This window comes from Halovenus aranensis, from assembly GCF_900100385.1.
In the GTDB taxonomy this organism is placed as follows: Archaea; Halobacteriota; Halobacteria; order Halobacteriales; family Haloarculaceae; genus Halovenus; species Halovenus aranensis.
In genome coordinates this window covers 1-16,995 of record NZ_FNFC01000019.1, presented here as the reverse complement: position 1 = coordinate 16,995, position 16,995 = coordinate 1, and the positions used below count along the sequence as shown (strand labels likewise).

The 16,995-nt window shown below is 56.6% G+C and carries 13 protein-coding genes and 4 pseudogenes; 9 read left to right on the top strand and 8 right to left on the bottom strand.

What is annotated here, in order from left to right:
• The first annotated feature begins 29 nt into the window (after window positions 1–29).
• From BLR34_RS15225 to BLR34_RS15215, 3 genes are read left to right on the top strand one after another with little or no spacing between them, the layout of a single operon-like run.
• Window positions 30–1,493: a DUF58 domain-containing protein gene (locus BLR34_RS15225; protein ID WP_092704577.1), complete on the top strand. Its 1,464-nt coding sequence runs from the start codon at window positions 30–32 to the stop codon at window positions 1,491–1,493.
• Window positions 1,490–2,083, top strand: coding sequence for a DUF8163 family membrane protein (locus tag BLR34_RS15220; RefSeq protein WP_092704575.1), 594 nt, complete (start codon window positions 1,490–1,492; stop codon window positions 2,081–2,083). Before BLR34_RS15225 ends, BLR34_RS15220 begins: the two co-directional genes overlap by 4 nt.
• On the top strand, window positions 2,080–2,952 hold the full coding sequence (locus BLR34_RS15215) for a DUF7982 domain-containing protein (protein ID WP_092704573.1): 873 nt from the start codon (window positions 2,080–2,082) through the stop codon (window positions 2,950–2,952). The genes BLR34_RS15220 and BLR34_RS15215 overlap by 4 nt, the downstream gene beginning before the upstream one ends.
• Before the next feature lie 5 nt (window positions 2,953–2,957).
• Here BLR34_RS15215 and BLR34_RS15210 read toward each other — a convergent pair whose 3' ends face one another.
• From BLR34_RS15210 to BLR34_RS15190, 5 genes are all read right to left on the bottom strand, one after another.
• Window positions 2,958–3,968, bottom strand: coding sequence for an AAA family ATPase (locus BLR34_RS15210; RefSeq protein WP_092704571.1), 1,011 nt, complete (start codon window positions 3,966–3,968; stop codon window positions 2,958–2,960).
• Window positions 3,965–5,092, bottom strand: coding sequence for a DUF4350 domain-containing protein (locus tag BLR34_RS15205; protein ID WP_092704569.1), 1,128 nt, complete (start codon window positions 5,090–5,092; stop codon window positions 3,965–3,967). Before BLR34_RS15205 ends, BLR34_RS15210 begins: the two co-directional genes overlap by 4 nt.
• A gap of 6 nt (window positions 5,093–5,098) precedes the next feature.
• Window positions 5,099–5,374, bottom strand: a complete 276-nt coding sequence (locus BLR34_RS15200) for a DUF8044 family membrane protein (protein ID WP_092704567.1) — start codon at window positions 5,372–5,374, stop codon at window positions 5,099–5,101.
• Window positions 5,375–5,532: 158 nt separating this feature from the next.
• Entirely contained in the window at window positions 5,533–7,890 is a 2,358-nt protein-coding gene (locus tag BLR34_RS15195) for a hypothetical protein (protein WP_092704566.1), read from the bottom strand.
• Window positions 7,891–8,519: 629 nt separating this feature from the next.
• A complete protein-coding gene (locus tag BLR34_RS15190; protein WP_245683241.1) occupies window positions 8,520–8,960 on the bottom strand; it encodes a transposase in 441 nt (146 codons plus the stop codon).
• Between the two features lie 69 nt (window positions 8,961–9,029).
• Between BLR34_RS15190 and BLR34_RS15185 the strand changes: the two genes are divergently transcribed.
• Window positions 9,030–10,136 carry an IS630 family transposase gene (locus BLR34_RS15185; RefSeq protein WP_092704564.1) on the top strand — a complete coding sequence of 369 codons (1,107 nt, stop codon included), beginning with the start codon at window positions 9,030–9,032 and terminating at the stop codon, window positions 10,134–10,136.
• Here the strand turns inward: BLR34_RS15185 and BLR34_RS15180 are convergent.
• Window positions 10,133–10,564 carry a helix-turn-helix domain-containing protein gene (locus BLR34_RS15180; protein ID WP_092704562.1) on the bottom strand — a complete coding sequence of 144 codons (432 nt, stop codon included), beginning with the start codon at window positions 10,562–10,564 and terminating at the stop codon, window positions 10,133–10,135. The two genes, BLR34_RS15185 and BLR34_RS15180, sit on opposite strands and share 4 nt — an antisense overlap.
• 43 nt (window positions 10,565–10,607) lie before the next feature.
• On the opposite strand from BLR34_RS15180, the pseudogene BLR34_RS15175 reads away from it, so the two are divergent.
• Window positions 10,608–10,775 (top strand): annotated as a pseudogene (locus BLR34_RS15175) (cell division control protein Cdc6); the annotation flags it as partial.
• A gap of 70 nt (window positions 10,776–10,845) precedes the next feature.
• Here the strand turns inward: BLR34_RS15175 and BLR34_RS15170 are convergent.
• The gene (locus BLR34_RS15170; RefSeq protein ID WP_245683240.1) at window positions 10,846–12,330 is read right to left on the bottom strand and encodes an oligosaccharide flippase family protein; all 1,485 of its coding nucleotides are present in this window, start codon (window positions 12,328–12,330) and stop codon (window positions 10,846–10,848) included.
• A 338-nt stretch (window positions 12,331–12,668) separates the two neighbouring features.
• Here BLR34_RS15170 and BLR34_RS15165 point away from each other — a divergent pair.
• The 3 genes and pseudogenes from BLR34_RS15165 to BLR34_RS15155 form a co-directional block, all read left to right on the top strand.
• Window positions 12,669–13,301 (top strand): annotated as a pseudogene (locus BLR34_RS15165) (IS6 family transposase).
• A 291-nt stretch (window positions 13,302–13,592) separates the two neighbouring features.
• Entirely contained in the window at window positions 13,593–14,357 is a 765-nt protein-coding gene (locus BLR34_RS15160; protein ID WP_092704600.1) for an alkaline phosphatase family protein, read from the top strand.
• Between the two features lie 107 nt (window positions 14,358–14,464).
• Window positions 14,465–14,788: pseudogene (locus tag BLR34_RS15155) on the top strand (helix-turn-helix domain-containing protein); the annotation flags it as partial.
• A 202-nt stretch (window positions 14,789–14,990) separates the two neighbouring features.
• On the opposite strand, the gene BLR34_RS15150 reads toward BLR34_RS15155, so the two are convergent.
• Window positions 14,991–16,610 carry a transposase gene (locus BLR34_RS15150; protein ID WP_092704558.1) on the bottom strand — a complete coding sequence of 540 codons (1,620 nt, stop codon included), beginning with the start codon at window positions 16,608–16,610 and terminating at the stop codon, window positions 14,991–14,993.
• Between the two features lie 144 nt (window positions 16,611–16,754).
• Between BLR34_RS15150 and BLR34_RS15145 the strand changes: the two are divergent.
• A pseudogene (locus tag BLR34_RS15145) lies at window positions 16,755–16,995 on the top strand (ISH3 family transposase); the annotation flags it as partial.

The following is a 16,995-nucleotide window of genomic DNA, read 5'->3' as shown; positions in this document are numbered from 1 at the left end:
TTCAACACTGTGCCGGGAAACCAGAGCATATGGAGGCCACGCGCCGGTTGTGGGGCGTCGCAGCACTCGCAGTCGTCTTGGGGCTGTCAGCAGCTGTGCTGGGCCGCCTGCTGCCGTTGCTTGGCACGGTTCTCGTCGGTGTCTGGATTCTCTCCCGGCAGTATCTCTTCTATCGAGCGAGTACCACTTTAGTGTCGGGGCTGACAGTGAGACAGCGACCGGCGCGGACGCTCGTCCGAACCGACGAGACGGCTGCTGTCACGCTGACTGCAACCGTCTCACGTCCCACAGCCCTCGCGTGTACCATCAGGGCTGGCGTGCCGACGGCTGCTAGCGCCGGCGAGCAACCTCGTCTCGCGCTCGAACCCGGCGAGACGACGACAGAGACGACGGTCGACGTCGAGTGGCCGGTCGCCGGTCGACACGAGTTTCAGCAGGCGACGCTCACCGTCGGAGACGGCCTCTTCGAACAGACGGTTCCGGTCGGCGAGCCCGCGACGGTGACCGTCCAGCCCCGTGGGCCACGCAATGTCCACGTCGGCGAGGGCGGCGACCAGGCACTGCTCGCCTACGGGGAACATGCCGCAGACCACCCGGGGTCGGGTGTCGAGCCGGCGGAGCTACGGGAGTACACCGCTGGCGATGCAGCCGACCGTATCGACTGGAACGCGACTGCACGACTCAACACGCCGTATATCCGCGAATACGAAGCCGAGACCGACCAGGAGACGCTGCTGGTCGTCGACCACCGAAGCCCGCTCTCGACGGGGCCACCCGCGGAGACGAAACTGGCCTATCTCCGCGAGGTCGCACTCGCACTCGTCGACAGCGCGAAACAACTCGACGACCCGCTGGGCATGGTGTCGGTCGGAGACGACGGAATCACCGCACAGTTCGGACCGACGACGACACCCAGCCAGTACGATGCGCTTCGCCGGACGCTGCTCTCGCTCGAGCCGACGACCGGCCGACCCACCGGAACAGACAGAACCGCTGGCCGCTCGAAAGTGAGTTCCGTCCGCCAGAGGATGGAGGGTGTCGGGAAGTCACTCAGTGCACTCAAAACGGACGAGGGGGAGTTCGGTGACACGCTCCGGCCGTTCTACGACTCCCAGCAACAGTACCGAACGCTGTTGGAGGACAGACCGCTGGTCGGTGCCGTCCGGACCGCCCTTGCCCGGCGGACCGGCCAGCAGGTCACACTCATCTGTACCGACGACTCGAACCCGCTCGAACTCCGCGAGACGGCGACGCTTGCCGCCCAGAACGGTGGCCAGGTGTTGCTCTTGCTCGCACCGACAGTCCTCTACGAGACGGCCACTGTCGAAGAGCTCGAAGCCCGTTACGAGCAGTACGTCACGTTCGAGCAGTTCCGACGCGAACTCTCACGACTTGACCGGGTGACTGCCCTCGAAGTCGGGCCGGGTGACCGCCTCACGGCCGTTCTCGCCGGGGGCGGGCGACCCTCCCCAACCGGAGGTGAGCGCGCATGAGCACGGGGGTCGAGAGGTCACAGACAAACGACCAATCGGTCTCCACATCGAACAGACAGTCTGCCAGCCTCCGCCGTCCCCCGGTGTGGGACGAAGAGAGTCGGCTCGTACCGACAAACAGCCGTTACAACGCAGCTTCGGCACTAGCCTGTCTCCTCTTCGTAGCCACACTCGCCGGTGTTGCTGGCCCGGTTGGCGCAGTCGCCGGCCTCCTAACGGGCGTCGTCTGGTATCTGCTCGGCTCGCCGTACGCGGTTGCGGCCGGAACGGTGCTCGCGGTCTCAGCAGTTTCCGTGCCAGCGAGCCCACTCGTCGCCACGTTCATCGGTCTGCCACTGCTCATGTTGGTGCTCGCGCCCGTCGCGTCGACGCTCTACCGGGGTGGCTTCGTCGCTGTCGTCCTCGTTTCGACAGGAGTTCTCGCCGTTAGCGTCTGGCTCCTCGCCGACCTGTTGGCGACCTGGTTGGTTGCGATGGCATCGTTGCTCGGCGTCGGCGTGGGGGTCTACGCCGGACACCGCTACCTGCTGGTAACGCTTGGAGTCGTGTCGACCGGAACCGACCGAGAGACGAGCGCTGATACACAATGACAGCTAACGAGAGCGAACCGATAGAGATGCCCGCCGAAAAAACCGATGATGAGAGTGCAGAGAGAGACGACGAGACCCTCGAACTCGCGGCACAGGTCGAACTGCTCGAAGAGGAGAACCGCCGACTCCGGACCGAGTACGCACGTGCCAAGCAGTCGAAATATCGACGGACTGCCTACGGTCTCCTCGCACTCGGGGGCGTGACAATGCTGTTCGGCGCGCTCGTCGCAGACGGCCGTGAGGTGTTGTTCGCGCTGGGCGGAACCGGGCTGTTCGGTGGCGTGCTCACGCTGTATCTGACGCCGACGCGGTTCGTCGCCGCGGCTGTCACCGAGCGGGTGTCGACAGCGCTTTCGACGAACTATCGGGCACTGGCCGAAGAACTGGGGCTGGCCGAACAGGTGGTGTATCTCCCCAGCGAGCGTCGGAGTGCACAGCTCTATCTGCCACAGTCACCCGACTACGACCTGCCGGAACTCGATGACGGGCCGGTCGTCACGGCGGCTGGCAGTCGCGGGCTCTTGCTCGAAGCCACCGGTGCGTTGCTGTTCGAGGAGTTCGAACAGTCGGCCAGCGAGTCAGTCACGGCCCGTCCAGGCACACTCGCCACCCAGCTGGCAGAAGGCGTCGTCGAGCAGTTCGAACTCGCAGATGCAGTCGATACCGACCGCGACCCCGGCGGTGGCCGTCTCACGTTCCGGGTGTCGGGGAGCGCGCTCGGTGCCGTCGACCGACTCGACCACCCACTCACCTCGTTTCTCGCCGCTGGCTGTGCGACGGCACTCGACAGACCGGTCACCCTCGACGTGACCGAAGACAACCGAGCCGACTGGCTGGTCACGCTCCGCTGGGAGACCGAGAGCGACTGACAGTCTCACTCGAGACTGAATTCGTCTGTGCCGGCACCGGGTGGCTCGACATCTTCGAGAAGGTCCGCGATGACTTCGTCCGGGGCGACGTTGCCGAGGTCGGCTTCGGTGTTCAAGACGAGGCGGTGGGCAAGAATCGGCTCGGCGAGGAGTTTCACGTCGTCCGGGATGACGTACGCACGGCCACGAATCGCAGCCTGTGCTTTGGCGGAGTTGAGCAACGCGAGCGTCGCCCGTGGCGATCCGCCGTGAGAGACATCCGGATGGGTGCGACTCTCGGCCACGAGATCGAGGATATAGTCGACGACTGGAGAGGCGACGTGGACCGCCTGGACGGTGTCGCGTGCGGCGAGTATCGACTCTCTGTCGACGACCTGCGTGATATCGTCGGGGCCCAGCTGTGGGTTGTCGTCGAACCGGTCGGCAATCTGGCGCTCGATATCGCGCTCGGGCAGGTCGATTGTCAGCTTGAGCTGGAACCGGTCGCGCTGTGCTTCCGGAAGTTCGAACGTGCCCTCCATCTCGATGGGATTCTGTGTGGCGATAACCATGAACGGCTCCGGGAGCGACAGTGTCTCCCCGCGAATCGTGACGCTTCGCTCCTGCATCGATTCGAGCAGTGCGCTCTGTGTCTTCGGCGTCGCCCGGTTGATCTCGTCGGCGACGACGAGATTCGCAAACACCGGGCCGCGTTGGAGTTCGAACTCGCCGGTATGTTCGCGGTAGACGTACGTCCCCGTGATATCTGCCGGGAGGATATCGGGCGTCATCTGGACGCGGCTGTAGTTGAGACCGGTCGCCTGTGCGAACAGGTTCGCGAGCGTCGTCTTTGCAACCCCCGGAACACCCTCCAAAAGGATGTGTCCCCGGGTCAACAGCCCGACCATGAGGCGTTCGACGGCCTGTTCGTTGCCCACGAGGACTTGCTGCATCTCGGCCGAAATCGTTTCATAGAGCGCTCTGGGGTCGCCCTCTTCGCGACGGTCCCCAGCGATCGATGTTTCTTCCCGACTCATTCTCGTTTGCTGTCTTGCTCTTTGGTGCGGTTAAATGCTGTCACTATACGCTCGATTCTGTCCTCGTCCCAGTCGGGATGTTGCTGTCGCAGGTAGGCAGCCCGTTCGTCTGTGGCCATCGTCTGGCGGTCAGTGGCGAGTCGGCGGCCAGTTCGCTGTCGTAACTGCTCCCAGATGGTCGTCCGGTGCAGTCGATCGCGCAGGCGACGAGTCTGTCCGCGAGAGACACCAGCAACGGTCACGATGGCAATCCCGCCCAGAAGGGTCTGAAGCAACGGCGTCTCTCGAATCGTGAGGACGACGCTCGTCAACGGTGGCACACTCCCCTGATGCGAGAGATCGAACATGACGCGGTCGGTACCGCTATACAACTGTTCGAGGAAGGCAGCGTTGTTGGGTTCGCCGACCATCGCGTTAATCGTGATACTCGGGTCCCCGACGGCCACGACGGTCCCACTCCCAAGGGACTCGACTGTCGCAACCGGATAGGTCGCCAACTCGTCGTCGTCGTCGAGTCCCTCGTCCGGGTCATCAACCAGATACGCAAACTCGCTGCTCCGAACCAGAACCGTCGCGTTGCCAGGTTCGAGCGCAGTCGCCAGATTCAACGTGAGCTGGTCGACCCCAGTCGTGAGCGTGTGGTTCTCGACCGTCGTCGCGAGTGGCATCTCCGGTCCCTTGAAATACTGTTGTTCGTCACGAATTACCCGACCGTCGAACCGTGTGTCGACGCCGAGGGCCGACAGCAACACGTTCCCCTGTGGCTCGAAGTTCTCGAAGACGACCACTGTCCCACCACGTGAGACGAACTGACGCATCTGCTCGGCGGCGGCGCTGTCGTACGGTTCGTCGGGTGCGATAACGAATGCGACAGTCTCGTCGGAATCGAGCGTGTCGTACTCTGTCGTGTCGGTAATCACATCAAGTTCGGTCGCCGACCCGGTGTCGATCTGTTCGCGGAGGTCACTCGTTCCCTCCCAGGTGGGGTTGTACAGACCAAAAGCGGTTGTCGACACCGTTGCCAGCAGTAAAACGGCGATGAACACGGTACAACCGAGCGCGACGAGCAGTGCACGCGGGACGCTCACCTGCCAGCCCTCGGGGAGCCAGGACGCCCGTACCATGGGTTCTCAGAGCACCCCCGACGGGATAATCTCCAGAATCCGGCGGACAACGACGTACGCGAATCCGAGCAGGCCGAGCAAGATGAGCCAGCGCAACCGTCGTCGCCACGCGGGCGTAATCGAAATCGGAGCAGTCAGTTCGGTTACGATCAACAACCCCAGCAGTGAAATCACGAAAAATAGCTCGTAGGCAAGCGAGCCAAGCACGGCGAGTACGAGTACTGTCGCCACCATCCAGGCGATCTGTCCGTGGACGAACCGCATGCGACGTGACGTTCCCATTGTTGCGTGTTCTGTCGTCGCTGCTGTGCTGGCCAGTTCACCCGTGACGTGACCGACACCAGCAGCCCAGCACTGCGACCGTCAAATGAATGGTGTAATCGGGCAGTATTATGTTTTTCGTCCGATTCCCTCGGAGACACTGCACACTCCGCGGGCAGTCAGCCATCCGAAGAGACGGCGCGTCCTTCGTAGATATCCTGTTCGGTTACCGTGACGGTCGTTTCACCGACTTCGTACTCGCCAGGGTAGGCGACACGAATCTTGAGAGTTCCGTTCTCGGCGGCTGTCTCTATCCGCTCGTATGTGAACGATTCGCCTTCGGTGGTGACGTTGGTACGGGCAGTGACTGTCTCTCCTGGCGACGCAGTCGCGTTGATAACTGCCCCTTTGACGAGCGCGAACGCACGGACGTCGTCGGTTGAGTGAATAAGTTGGTAGTGGGCGACCGACTCGTTGCCCGCGCCGAGCTCCTCGAAGAGTTTCGCCTGGACGGTCTGTGCAGGGGCCTCCGTGTCAGTCATGACGACGTAGCCAACCCTGTTGTTGAACTGATCAAAATACTCGTCCGGATTCGTATCAGAAATGAACGGCTCATATCTGCCCCTTGCATACCCGTACCCGCGAGATTCGCCGTTAACGAAGTGGTTGTACATCCGGTTGTCGCCCCAGTCACTCAACACGAAGTTCTCGGGGTACGTTCGGTTCAGCTCTTCAGCGTGATTGTCGATCGCGTCGACGGCATCAATCTGCCCCTCAGAGTACTGGATCTGTGCCAGCAATGACGGGACAAATATCAGGTTCAGCAACAGGACGAGCCCGATAGCGCCAACGAGATATACCCCGACCGTCGGAGTGGCAGGCAGTTCGAGTGGCCGTCCGTCCGGGGCGTCGCCATCAAACAGCGAGACGGGTCGGGCTAGATCGACCGCGTCGAGTACGTAGACGAGGCCGACAGCGCCGAAGATAGCACAGGGAATCGCGAACTTCGCTGCAAACCGGAGCTGGAACGTTGCGATGGCGAGATAGAACCACGTAAACGTCGTGACTACCAGCCATCCCGGTTCGTAGTTGCGAACTACGTAGTATGTCACGACCAGGAGTGGTACGAGCGCAAGATAGAACCCGATTCCAATCTGGCCCATCGGCCCCAGGATGATCGCCTGGTCAAGACTGAACAGCGATGCAGTTTCCGTTGCCGTCTCCCGGTTGAAGAAGGCATCTGATCGCTCCACCAGACGCGCAACATCATCTGGACGGAACCACCGGAAGAACAAGACTCCGACCACCCCAACAACCCCCTCTGCAGCTAGTAGTCCTCCCGCCGGGAGGTCGACCCGAAACCACAGGTGTGCGAGCACTGCGACTGCAAGCGCACCGACAGCTACCGCGACCGGGACTGTCGCAGCGATGGATTCATGCCAGCCCCAGCGGACGTGCGCGCCAAGTGCAAACAGACTCCCGAGAGTGATTCCGCCCAGGGCCGGGAGGTTTCCAACCAGCGGATCGACGCCTTCCTTGACGTCCGCGATGACACGAACGGCGACGTAGACTGCAATCGGGATGAACGACAGCGGCGACCCGCCCCACGTGTGTGCAAGCGCGCCAACAGCAACAGTGAGTAGGGCGGCGACACCCCAGGCTCGAGGAGTGCGTGTGTGTGCCCACGCCGGGTTGGCTGCGCCGCCCCGGGAGCGCTCCAAGACATCCATCGCGAGCCAGCCTAGCGCATAAATCATCAATCCAATCCAGAGGTACTGGTACGGGCCGTGGTCAGAGAAGCCAAGCGCGGTGTAAGTAGCGTGAGCGGGCGTCAGCGCGAACAGAACTACGGCAGCAAGTGCGATTCGGTGGTCAGCAGTGAGTTTTTGTGTGAGTTCGTATATGAGGACGCCAACGATTACACTCGTCACAACGGGGACGAGGGCAGCCACGAGGCCCGGTGCACTGGATAGCTCAGCGAACCACCAGTACAGCACATGCGTGAGCGGTCGAATATTGGTTACCTCGCCGACCGTTGAGAGCGTATTTAGATCGAACAGACCGTTCGATTGCGCAAGCAGTTCCGCCTGCCAGTACCGGAAAAAGTACGAATCGTTTGCCGGCGAGACAATCCGACCGTTAGTGAACACCGACTGAAAGAATAGCGAACGGGCGACAACGACCAGGAGGAGTCCGCCGAGGAGTCCGGCAAGGACCCGACGGTCGACCGACGGAAGCGAGATGGTGAAACCGAGACTCGTCTGTGCTGTTGGCTGCGTGTCTGTGGGGTTGTCCTCGTGAAGGGCCGCGCTGACAGCCTGTCGGTCGGTGAATCGATAGCCACCGTCAGCGGTGTTCTCGACGAACTCCCGAGAGACTAACTCACCGAACAGTCCGGACTCTACTGGCGCATCGTCGAACTCCCACGAACCGTGCTCCTGTTCGTGTGTGAGGAGCTTTTCAAGCGTGTCCTCGTGGTCGGGACGGTCGGCGAGAAATGAGCGCGCCGCTTGCTCGACACGCTCGGTATCTGTCATTGGTCTGTCGGTGGAGTACTGTAGATTTAGTGGTTTCGGTAACTGCAGACACTACTTCCCCTTCCACACGGAGTCGTCCGAGAATCGGAGATTATCGCAATCCCAAAAGTCTCTGCTTTTCAGGCGACACCACAGTCCGCGTCAGCGGACAAGCAGCGCAGTAGGAAGTGAGACTAGCGCCTGTTATCAGCTAACTTTAAGCGACTTCGCGGATGGCAACGAAAGATGTCTCTGTAGGAGTCAACAGACTCATCCAGCATTTCTCGGATCTCACGAAATAGCGCCCGCTGCGGTTACGTTTTGAGACTTATCGCCGGTGACAACCGTGGTGACACCCATCAGTTCGTCCTACTCACCGTGTAAGAGAGATATGAGAAAAACGCAATACGAGCTTGGGTTACAGCCATCTCGGGACGACTAATTATAACAATAAGAACTAATAGTTTTTAGTTCGAAGGTTTACTAGTGAGATACGGCCAGATGTTTGGTTCGGCGATTGCGCTCAATTCCTGTGGAATATATTCTTTCAGCGTCGAGAGATCTGGCATAAGGCGGTAATTGAACCACTCTTGCAATTGGTCCCAGCACCCCTCGGCAGCGTTCAATTCGGGAAGTTTTGACGGGAAGTATCACACTTCGAGATCATCCCCGCACACGCGCGAGACCGAACTGTCTCCGACAGTTTCGGTCTCGCGCTCTCCACTCACGTGTTCCCAGAGATCCCTCGCATAGAAGTAGCCCGCTCGATCCAGAAACACCACTAACTCCTCGCCGAACCATTCTTTCAACGCCTCTAACAGCCGAATCCCGTGGAATCTGGTCAAGTTTTCCTCTGTCCAGCAGTAGAAGCTGTCACCGTCGTCGGTGACAGCGCCCAGCACTGTCACTGACCCCCATGACGTTGCTGTCTCTATCGTCGGATTTGACCCGATTGGGTACCAGCCACGCCGCTGGACGGTTCCAACGTGCTTGGTGAATTGATCGACGACAACGACGGTTTTCTCGTTCAGTTCCGGCCGTTTTTTGGACTGTCTCTTCGAACTCAGCCTTCTCCCCGGGATTAGCCTCATGGTGTTGAGGCCGGGCTGTCCGCATAGTGGGTCACAGAAGATTTAGGTGTACTCTGAGTTAGTAGAGTAATGACGGGACGAGAGAAAGAGATCGTCCGTCACCTCAGTGAGGACGATCTCGACCGTTTGCTCACCGAAACTGATAGCGAGAAGGTGAGCAAGCGGCTCACCTTCGTCAAACGGCTGTACAAGGGTGCAACGCTAGAAGATGCAGCCGACGATGTTCGAATGTCTCAATCAACCGGGAGTCGCTGGGCCAAACTCTGGAACAAGGGCGGTCTGGGACTGCTCGCCCCGAGCTTCGGGGGCGGTCGGCCCCCGAAGCTCAATGACAAGCAACGGGAACGGCTTCTTGACCTGCTCGAAGCGGGCGAACCCTGGAAGAAACAGGAGATACAGCATCTCATAAACACCGAATTCGATGTCGAATACCACCCGAACTACCTGCCACGGTTGCTGGACGATCTGGGCCTCTCGTACGCGATTCCGCGTACCGAGAGGCCCGACAGGCCAGACAACGCTGCAGAAATCCTCGACGAACGCGTTGCCGACGCGTTCGCCGAGGATGAAACAGACGAACCACACAACAAACGAGATGAGGACGACAGTAACGAGGACTGGACAGTTGACGACGATGTTCGAACAGACGGTGGCACGACCGTAGGTTTCTTCGATATCTCGCACCCGCAACCGTGGGACACTTCCCAACGACTCTACACAGTGAACGAGCCGACGATCACCCGGCCGCTGGTGAAAATCGACACACCAGCGGCCGGGTTCTATGCACTCAACGGTGAGAGTGTCCTCCAGTTCATCCCTAACCAAGAGAAAGAACAGATCTGCGCGTGTTTCGAGGGGATACGCGAGCAGAATCCGGGTCAGCGGATTCTGCTCGTCTTGGACAACTTCTCGGCACACGTCTGTGCGCACACGCGAGAACGCGCCCACGAACTCGGGATCAACCTCATCTTTCTCCCAATCGGCTCACCGCACCTCAACCCAATCGAGCCGGTCTGGAAGAGTCTCAAATGGGAGTCTTCACCCCTGATCGTGGAGGGCGCGGCTGAGTACCGCGCCCTCCTCGATAGAGTCTTCGGGAAATTGACCGAGCAGTTGAGTTTCGCGGGTTCGTGGATCGAGACCCATCTCAGCGGTTTCATCCAGAAGTTGCGTTAATCACTAAAGGACAGCCCGGCCTCTCTCAACAACTCGTAGGCGTAGTTTTCGTGGTATTCGACGCCGTACTCCTCTTTGACGTGGTGAAGCAAGAGCTTCGCTGACCACGCTTGCTGGTCGTATCCGAGTTCAGTTGGCGGCTGTTGCAGCTGTTCGAACAGCTGTTCACGCTCTTTTCCCTCGATCTTTGCTGGACCTCCTGGTCGAGGAGCATCGTAAGGGGCCTGCTCGATCGGTTCTTCCTCGAACCGATCGAGCCAGTTGCGTATCGTTTTCTCAACGACGCCATGCCGTTTGGCCAGTGTATCCAGCTGATCGTCCTGCTTGCGCCCGATCGCCGCGAGAACACGTTCTCGCGGCTTCCCTTCGTCGATCTCCTCTTTGAGTTCGTAGAGTTCCTCAAGCACAACTCCATCGAGCCGACCCATTACCGACTCTACTACTCCTATCGGTAAATATCTTCCTTAAACACTATCAGAGGATCGCGTGTATCGGCTGATTAAAGAACAGGCGTTTCTCGGCGTGACGGAATCCAACCATACCGGTGGCGGACAGGGTGAAGGGAGTTATCTAGAGCACCGACTACTGCGTGATCCCGACATCGTGGTGAAAGTGCTTGAGGATTTCGAGTCGATGTGAGTTTTCACTCGGTGCGAGGGGTGTGGGTATTGGTGGTTAAGTATGAGTTCTTTGTTGTCGCTCTTCTCCCTCACAAATATTGTGACACGGATATTGGCAATCGATCAGCAAGTGTCCGTAGTTCGTTTCGAGATACAATACCGAGCTTGATTGTCAAAACGGCATACACTACGAAACCGGTCGGTGGAACGATTAGCAAGGATATGATTCCAGACTCAATCAGCATAGAGAGTGGGAAAATGATGGCTGCTGTGACTACAGCCGCTCCAGCGACCCTTGCCATGCGAACATCTGCTACCGGATTAAATCCAATGCTGCGTGCGGCCACGATATGAAAAAACAGCATCGATCCATAACTCACACTGGTTGCAGCGGCGGCCCCAACCATCCCATACTTTGGGATCAATAGTACATTCAATCCTAGATTCATCACTGCAGCGAAACCAGTCGCCCCGATCAACTTCCCGAGATCTCCCTTTCCTTGCCCGACGGCGAAGATCGGACGAGCCAGTGCGAATCCTAATGTGCCAGGCAACAAGATCAGTAGTGGCTGGATCGCAGATTTGAATTCAGACCCGAAATATAATGGGACGAAGTCTGAAGCAAGTGCGCCAAGGCCCAAACTGAGCAGAACAGTTAGAGAGAGATTGTATCGGGTCGTCCTTGCTACCAAACTTGTGATTTGTTCTGTCTTATTTTCTGACCACAGTTCTGATGAGGAGTGCAGGAGTACTGTTTGTAATGCATATGGCACGAACCAAAGGAATTCAGTGATGACAAGAGCTGCCTTGTAATAACCAGTGATCTGACTGTTATATATAGACCGAAGTAGAAGGATATCAGTGTGCTGTAATGATGCTGTTAACAGGATTAAGATTACACTCAGGCTATTGAACGACAGTATCTCTCTTCTTGGAAGGTCTGATGGAACTCCTTTGATTACTTCTCTCGAATTCAATCTCCTGAAAATAACTAAGAGTGATATGAGCGCAACTACTCCGCTCGCAATGATCTGGCCTACAAGTACACCCGTGACACCATAATTTAGCGCAGCTAAGGCTATACCAAATAGCCCGAATAACATCCTCCTTAAGATCTTGAGTGGCTCACTGCGACTCTCTAAATGTAACCCCATCAATCCGCCGCGGGTAAGCGAGTGAACCTGATCTGATATAATAAGTATACTCAAAACTAAAAAATATGTGCTGAATCTGTCCCCAAATATTGTGTTCGGGATCTCTGTCCAAGCGAACAGGCCATAACCAATCGAAGCACACACAGCCAAAATAAGTGCGACGCGGAAATAGAATCCAAAAACGTGTTCTTTCCAGAACGGATCTTCTCTATCTTCTATCATATATTTCCGAGTACCGTCAAAAATACCTGCATTGACGAGAATCATAGTAATGCTCAATACCGATAGCAGGAACGCATAATCACCGTATAGACCACTACCGAGCACTCTGACGAGAATAGGGGTTATGAGTAGGCTCAAAAAGAGCGATACGGATTTACCTCCGAAAATAGAAATAAACCCTCGAACGATGCTTGACACGACTGTCGCTATTTTGTATATTCACTTCAGTCTTTTTTATTCACTCTTCTTCTCCGCCGACGTTACTTTGTCTCCTTGGCAAAATACTGCATCTCTGTCTAAAGATGGTGTTGAATTGGAGAGTGGGTGTTCAATCCTAGGAAGCCCATACTTAACTTCAAATTACATAATAATTCATATAAACCTGATAAAAATAAATGTGCTGCTAAGAGATGGTTCGTGTATCCCTGAATATTTAAATGGGGTTTGTTATGTTCACTCACGTCGATCCACGGATATCGCAAAGGGTCGTGTTTAGTTAATCGTAAAAAGTGAGGCGAGAGTGATTTCAGCTGTCCATGGCAGAAATCACACGCCTCAGCGGAAGTACTGACTGGATAGATTTGGATTTTGTGGAGCGCGAACGGACACCCGAGCACGCGATGAAGCTTGGTATTCAGATGCACGTGGCAGGACTATCACTTTCGAATACCATCTCTGCTCTTGATAATTTGGGTGTCCAACGCTCTCGAAAAGCCGTTCACGATTGGGTGCAGAAAGCCGATTTACAGCCCGACGGCGGTGCAGCTCCGAATCAAGTTGCGCTCGACGAGAGCGTGATTCGCATCAACGATCAGCAATACTGGCTGTACGCTGCCGTCGATCCCGAGACAAACATCTTTCTCCATATCCGCCTCTTTTCTACGTACACGACTGGATTAACCGAAATTTTCCTCCACGAACTCCGCGAGAAACACGACGTCGACGCCGTGTTTCTCGTTGATGACGCCGACTGGCTCCAAACAGCCCTGCAACGACACGGCCTCGATTTCAGATACGAACTCCACGGAAATCGCAACAGCATCGAACGTGTCTTTTGAGAGGTAAAACGACGAACCTCCTCGTTCTCAAATTGTTTCAGTCACGTCGAACCAGAGACTGCCGAAACGTGGTTACAAGCCTTCGTCGTCTGGCACAATGCTGCTAACTAAACACGACCTCGCAAAGAGGCCAAGGCAATAAATTGAAAGGCTTCGATGCTGAAGAATGACTGTAACGATCAGGTATTACTCGATGGGGTTATATTTGATGACATATCAGGATAGACTATGAAAACGACCAACCGCTTTTTACGAGCTGTGGCAAACCCTCGACTCTTCGTACGGGGATTCAATCGTCTCTTCTATCGCCGAGCGGGACTCCGTTCAGAAAATACAGTCGGAGTCGATGTTTTCGACGAAGACTGGGACACACTTGTCGTCCTCGACGCTTGTCGATACGATATGTTCGAATCGACTAGCCAACTCGAAGGCACCCTCTCTTCTCGCGTCTCGAAGGGCTCCTCGACGGTTGAGTGGTTGCGGGCAAACTTTGACGGACGAGACCTCCGCGATACAGTTTACGTGACAGCCAATCCCCAACTCGAAGAGAACCGCGATCGATGGGACATCCAGCTCCACAAGACAATCAATGTCTGGCTTGACGAGGGCTGGGACGACGAGACGGGAACCGTCCGCGCTGAAACGATGACTGAGGCGGCACTGGAAGCTGCTGAACAGTTCCCGCACAAGCGCCTTGTCGTCCATTATATGCAACCACACTACCCGTTTGTCCCCGCAGAGACAGACTTCGACAAGAAGCATCTCCAGCAGATCGACGGCGAGGGAGACGGGCCATCAAGCGAGAACGTATGGAATCAGAAATTCAAAGGCGAACTCAATATATCACGTGATGAACTTTGGGCGATATATGTCGATAACCTTCAATACGTACTCAAGTATGTAGAAGAATTGTTGACGGATCTGTCTGGGAGGACTGTCGTTACAGCAGATCACGGGAACTACGTCGGCGAACGGGCCTCGCCCCTTCCAATCCAAGAGTATGGACACCCTCGGGGGCTGTACGATGATCCTGTCGTCCGCGTTCCGTGGCTTGTTCACGAACATGGTTCTCGTCGAAATATACGAAGGAGCAATATTCAATCTTCAAACGGAGTTGAAATGGAAACTGTTTCAGACCGGCTCAGAGACTTGGGTTACCGTGAGTAAGCCACCGATATTATGAGGTATCCCATTTAGATGTTGTAAACAACGTTGTGTCGATTGAACTATAGTAGCCGCTAGAACTTTTGGCACGGAGTGCTGTACAGTACCTAATGGATCATCTCGACGAGATCTCCGTCGAAGAACTCCAAGACGCGCTTGACAACGTCGACGGAAACAAGCCGATGCAACGGTTGTTAGCTGCGATCGCGTACAAAAACGACCTCACACAGACTGAAATTGCCGAGTGGCACGACACCGGCCGACGAACGATCTACAGCTGGCTCAACCGACTCGATACTGACGAACCGCTTGAACAAGCTGTAACTGATGCTCACCGATCTGGTCGAAAGCGAAAGCTATCAGAAAAACAGCAGCAAGAATTTGAACACACAGTCCACGAATCATCCAAAGAGATCGGTTTTGACGCGCCGGCGTGATAGTCAGGTGTTCGGAATGTGCATCAGCCGCTGGTGAGCGACATTTAATATCATAGCTAGATAGTTGGAATAATATTGGATTGAATTTTGCTTGGGGAAGCAATGGAACGAACCGCTGATTTCGACGAATAGTGGGGCGAAAATGGCCGGACTGCGTAGAGATGTCTCTCACGAGTCGGCGTTCCGCCCGGCGGAACGCCTACGTCACGGGCATCTCCTTGCGCACGATATTCAGGAACGTTCGTGCAGGCACGCGCGGTTTCAGTCGCTGCTCGACGTTGAGACTGGTTTGTACCAGCAGGTCAACAACCAACCACATATCATAGAGAATCACTGCAAAGCCGAAGTAGAACACTCTTACTGCCGTGTTCCGCGACGTTGTCCATGCCAGGAAATCTTTGATTGACTTGTAGCTGTTCTCAATACCCCACCTGCGGGCGTACCGCCCCACGACGCGGCGGGTACGCCCGCGTGCCGCCTTTGTTCCATCACTCACTGTGAGGTTCGTCACGAACACAACCGTCGTGTCTTCTTTCCGGGTCGAGGGAACTCCGACCAACGTCGGAGTGACCGTCACAGTCTCGCCTCCAATCTTCTTATCCATCTCGTGAGATTGTTTGACCGCTACGTCCTGTTCCATGTCGGCAACGAACCGGTCAACACGGTCGTCTGATGACTTCCGAATCAGGTACGAGAGGTTCTCCTCTTCAAGTGCCTCAATGACGCCGATGCCGTCGAATTCGGCATCGGCATACACCGTTCCGAGCGAGACGTGGTCGCTTGCTATCTCAATCAGTTGCTCAACGAGAACGCTTCGAGGGATGTAGCCGCGGAGCGGCCGCATCCCGAGCGTGAATTTCACTTCTTCACCAACAACCGAGATTGTTGCCATCTTGTAACACCACGAGTACGACTTGCTTGGTGGCGCGCCGGTACTCATCTGGAACTCATCGCGGTCACCGTAGTATGCGACGTAGGTGATGTCGATCGCCACGTCGGCGTGGCGATCTATCGAATAGTACTGCTCAGCAGCCCACATCATACTGCCAATCGCGCCGTTGACCATCGACGCGATCTCGATCGCGTCGAGTTGCTTGATGTACTGGAGGTGCGTATCACCAGCAGGGCCACCCCCGTCACGTGTGGTTTCTTCGTCGAACATCTGGCTGCCTTGATTGGCAGCTGTGCCGGTCAGTCCGAGATAGCTCTGGAGGTCAAGGAACGCAGTATCGGCATACTGCGTTCCGTCGTCAGGACGATCAAGGTCAATCGCGGGGAAGACAATCTGGCAGAGTGCATTGGTTACATCCTTGGCTTTCTCGGTGATGTAGCGCTGTTCTGAGCGGTTCGAACAGTCGCTTTTGTCAGTTGGTTCAAGTGCACGCATTCCGAGCGGGTTGCCCATGTCGTGGGCAACCGCGAGGATGCGTTCTGCAGACTGTGTGATGAAGGATTTGAGGCGATCAGAGAAACGATCACGCCATGCGCGGCCAAGTGTGGTTCGGCCTGGAGCAGTCTTGCCAGGAGCGAATCGGTCGGGGTTGAAGCCGAGCATGCGCGCATGCTCGGCGTCGGCGAGGTACTCGTACAGTTCTGTGGTGGTGTATCCCGCGAGTTCTTTGCAGTAGAACGCTCGCACCATTGGACGGTATCCGTACTGCGCCTCCCACTCGTTTTCAGCTGGACCAGAAACAGGTGTATCGCTGAACGCAAACTCACTGACAACAGCCAGGAGATCTGTGTCTTTGTGTATCAATTCGGCAGCTTGGCGTTCGAGCCGCCTGATGGCCGGCTCGAACTCGGATGTCTTCTGTGACATCCTCTCAACGCTGGTGAGCAACTCCGGTTAGCTACTCGTCTCATGCACAAAATCTGTCGTTCCGAACACCTGACTAGACGCCGGCGCTTGTCAAAGAATCAGTCGATCACATCGGGTTAGAGGAAGTGTCTGCTTTGGGAGGATGTGCAACAACCCGAAGCAGACAGCGAAATAGAGGAAGAGCACCTGCTTAATTTTGTCGTCAACAGCCTCGACGAAGAGCTTGCGATAGACCTCGGTGATGACGTCAAGGTCACGACAGAGACGTTGTACGAGGTTCTCGCCGGCGCCAGCGCCGGCGGGACCTCAATCAACCACGTCTGCGAAACGACCGGCGACTCGCCACACGCCAATACCGTCCGGGGACATCTCACCGAGCAGTTTG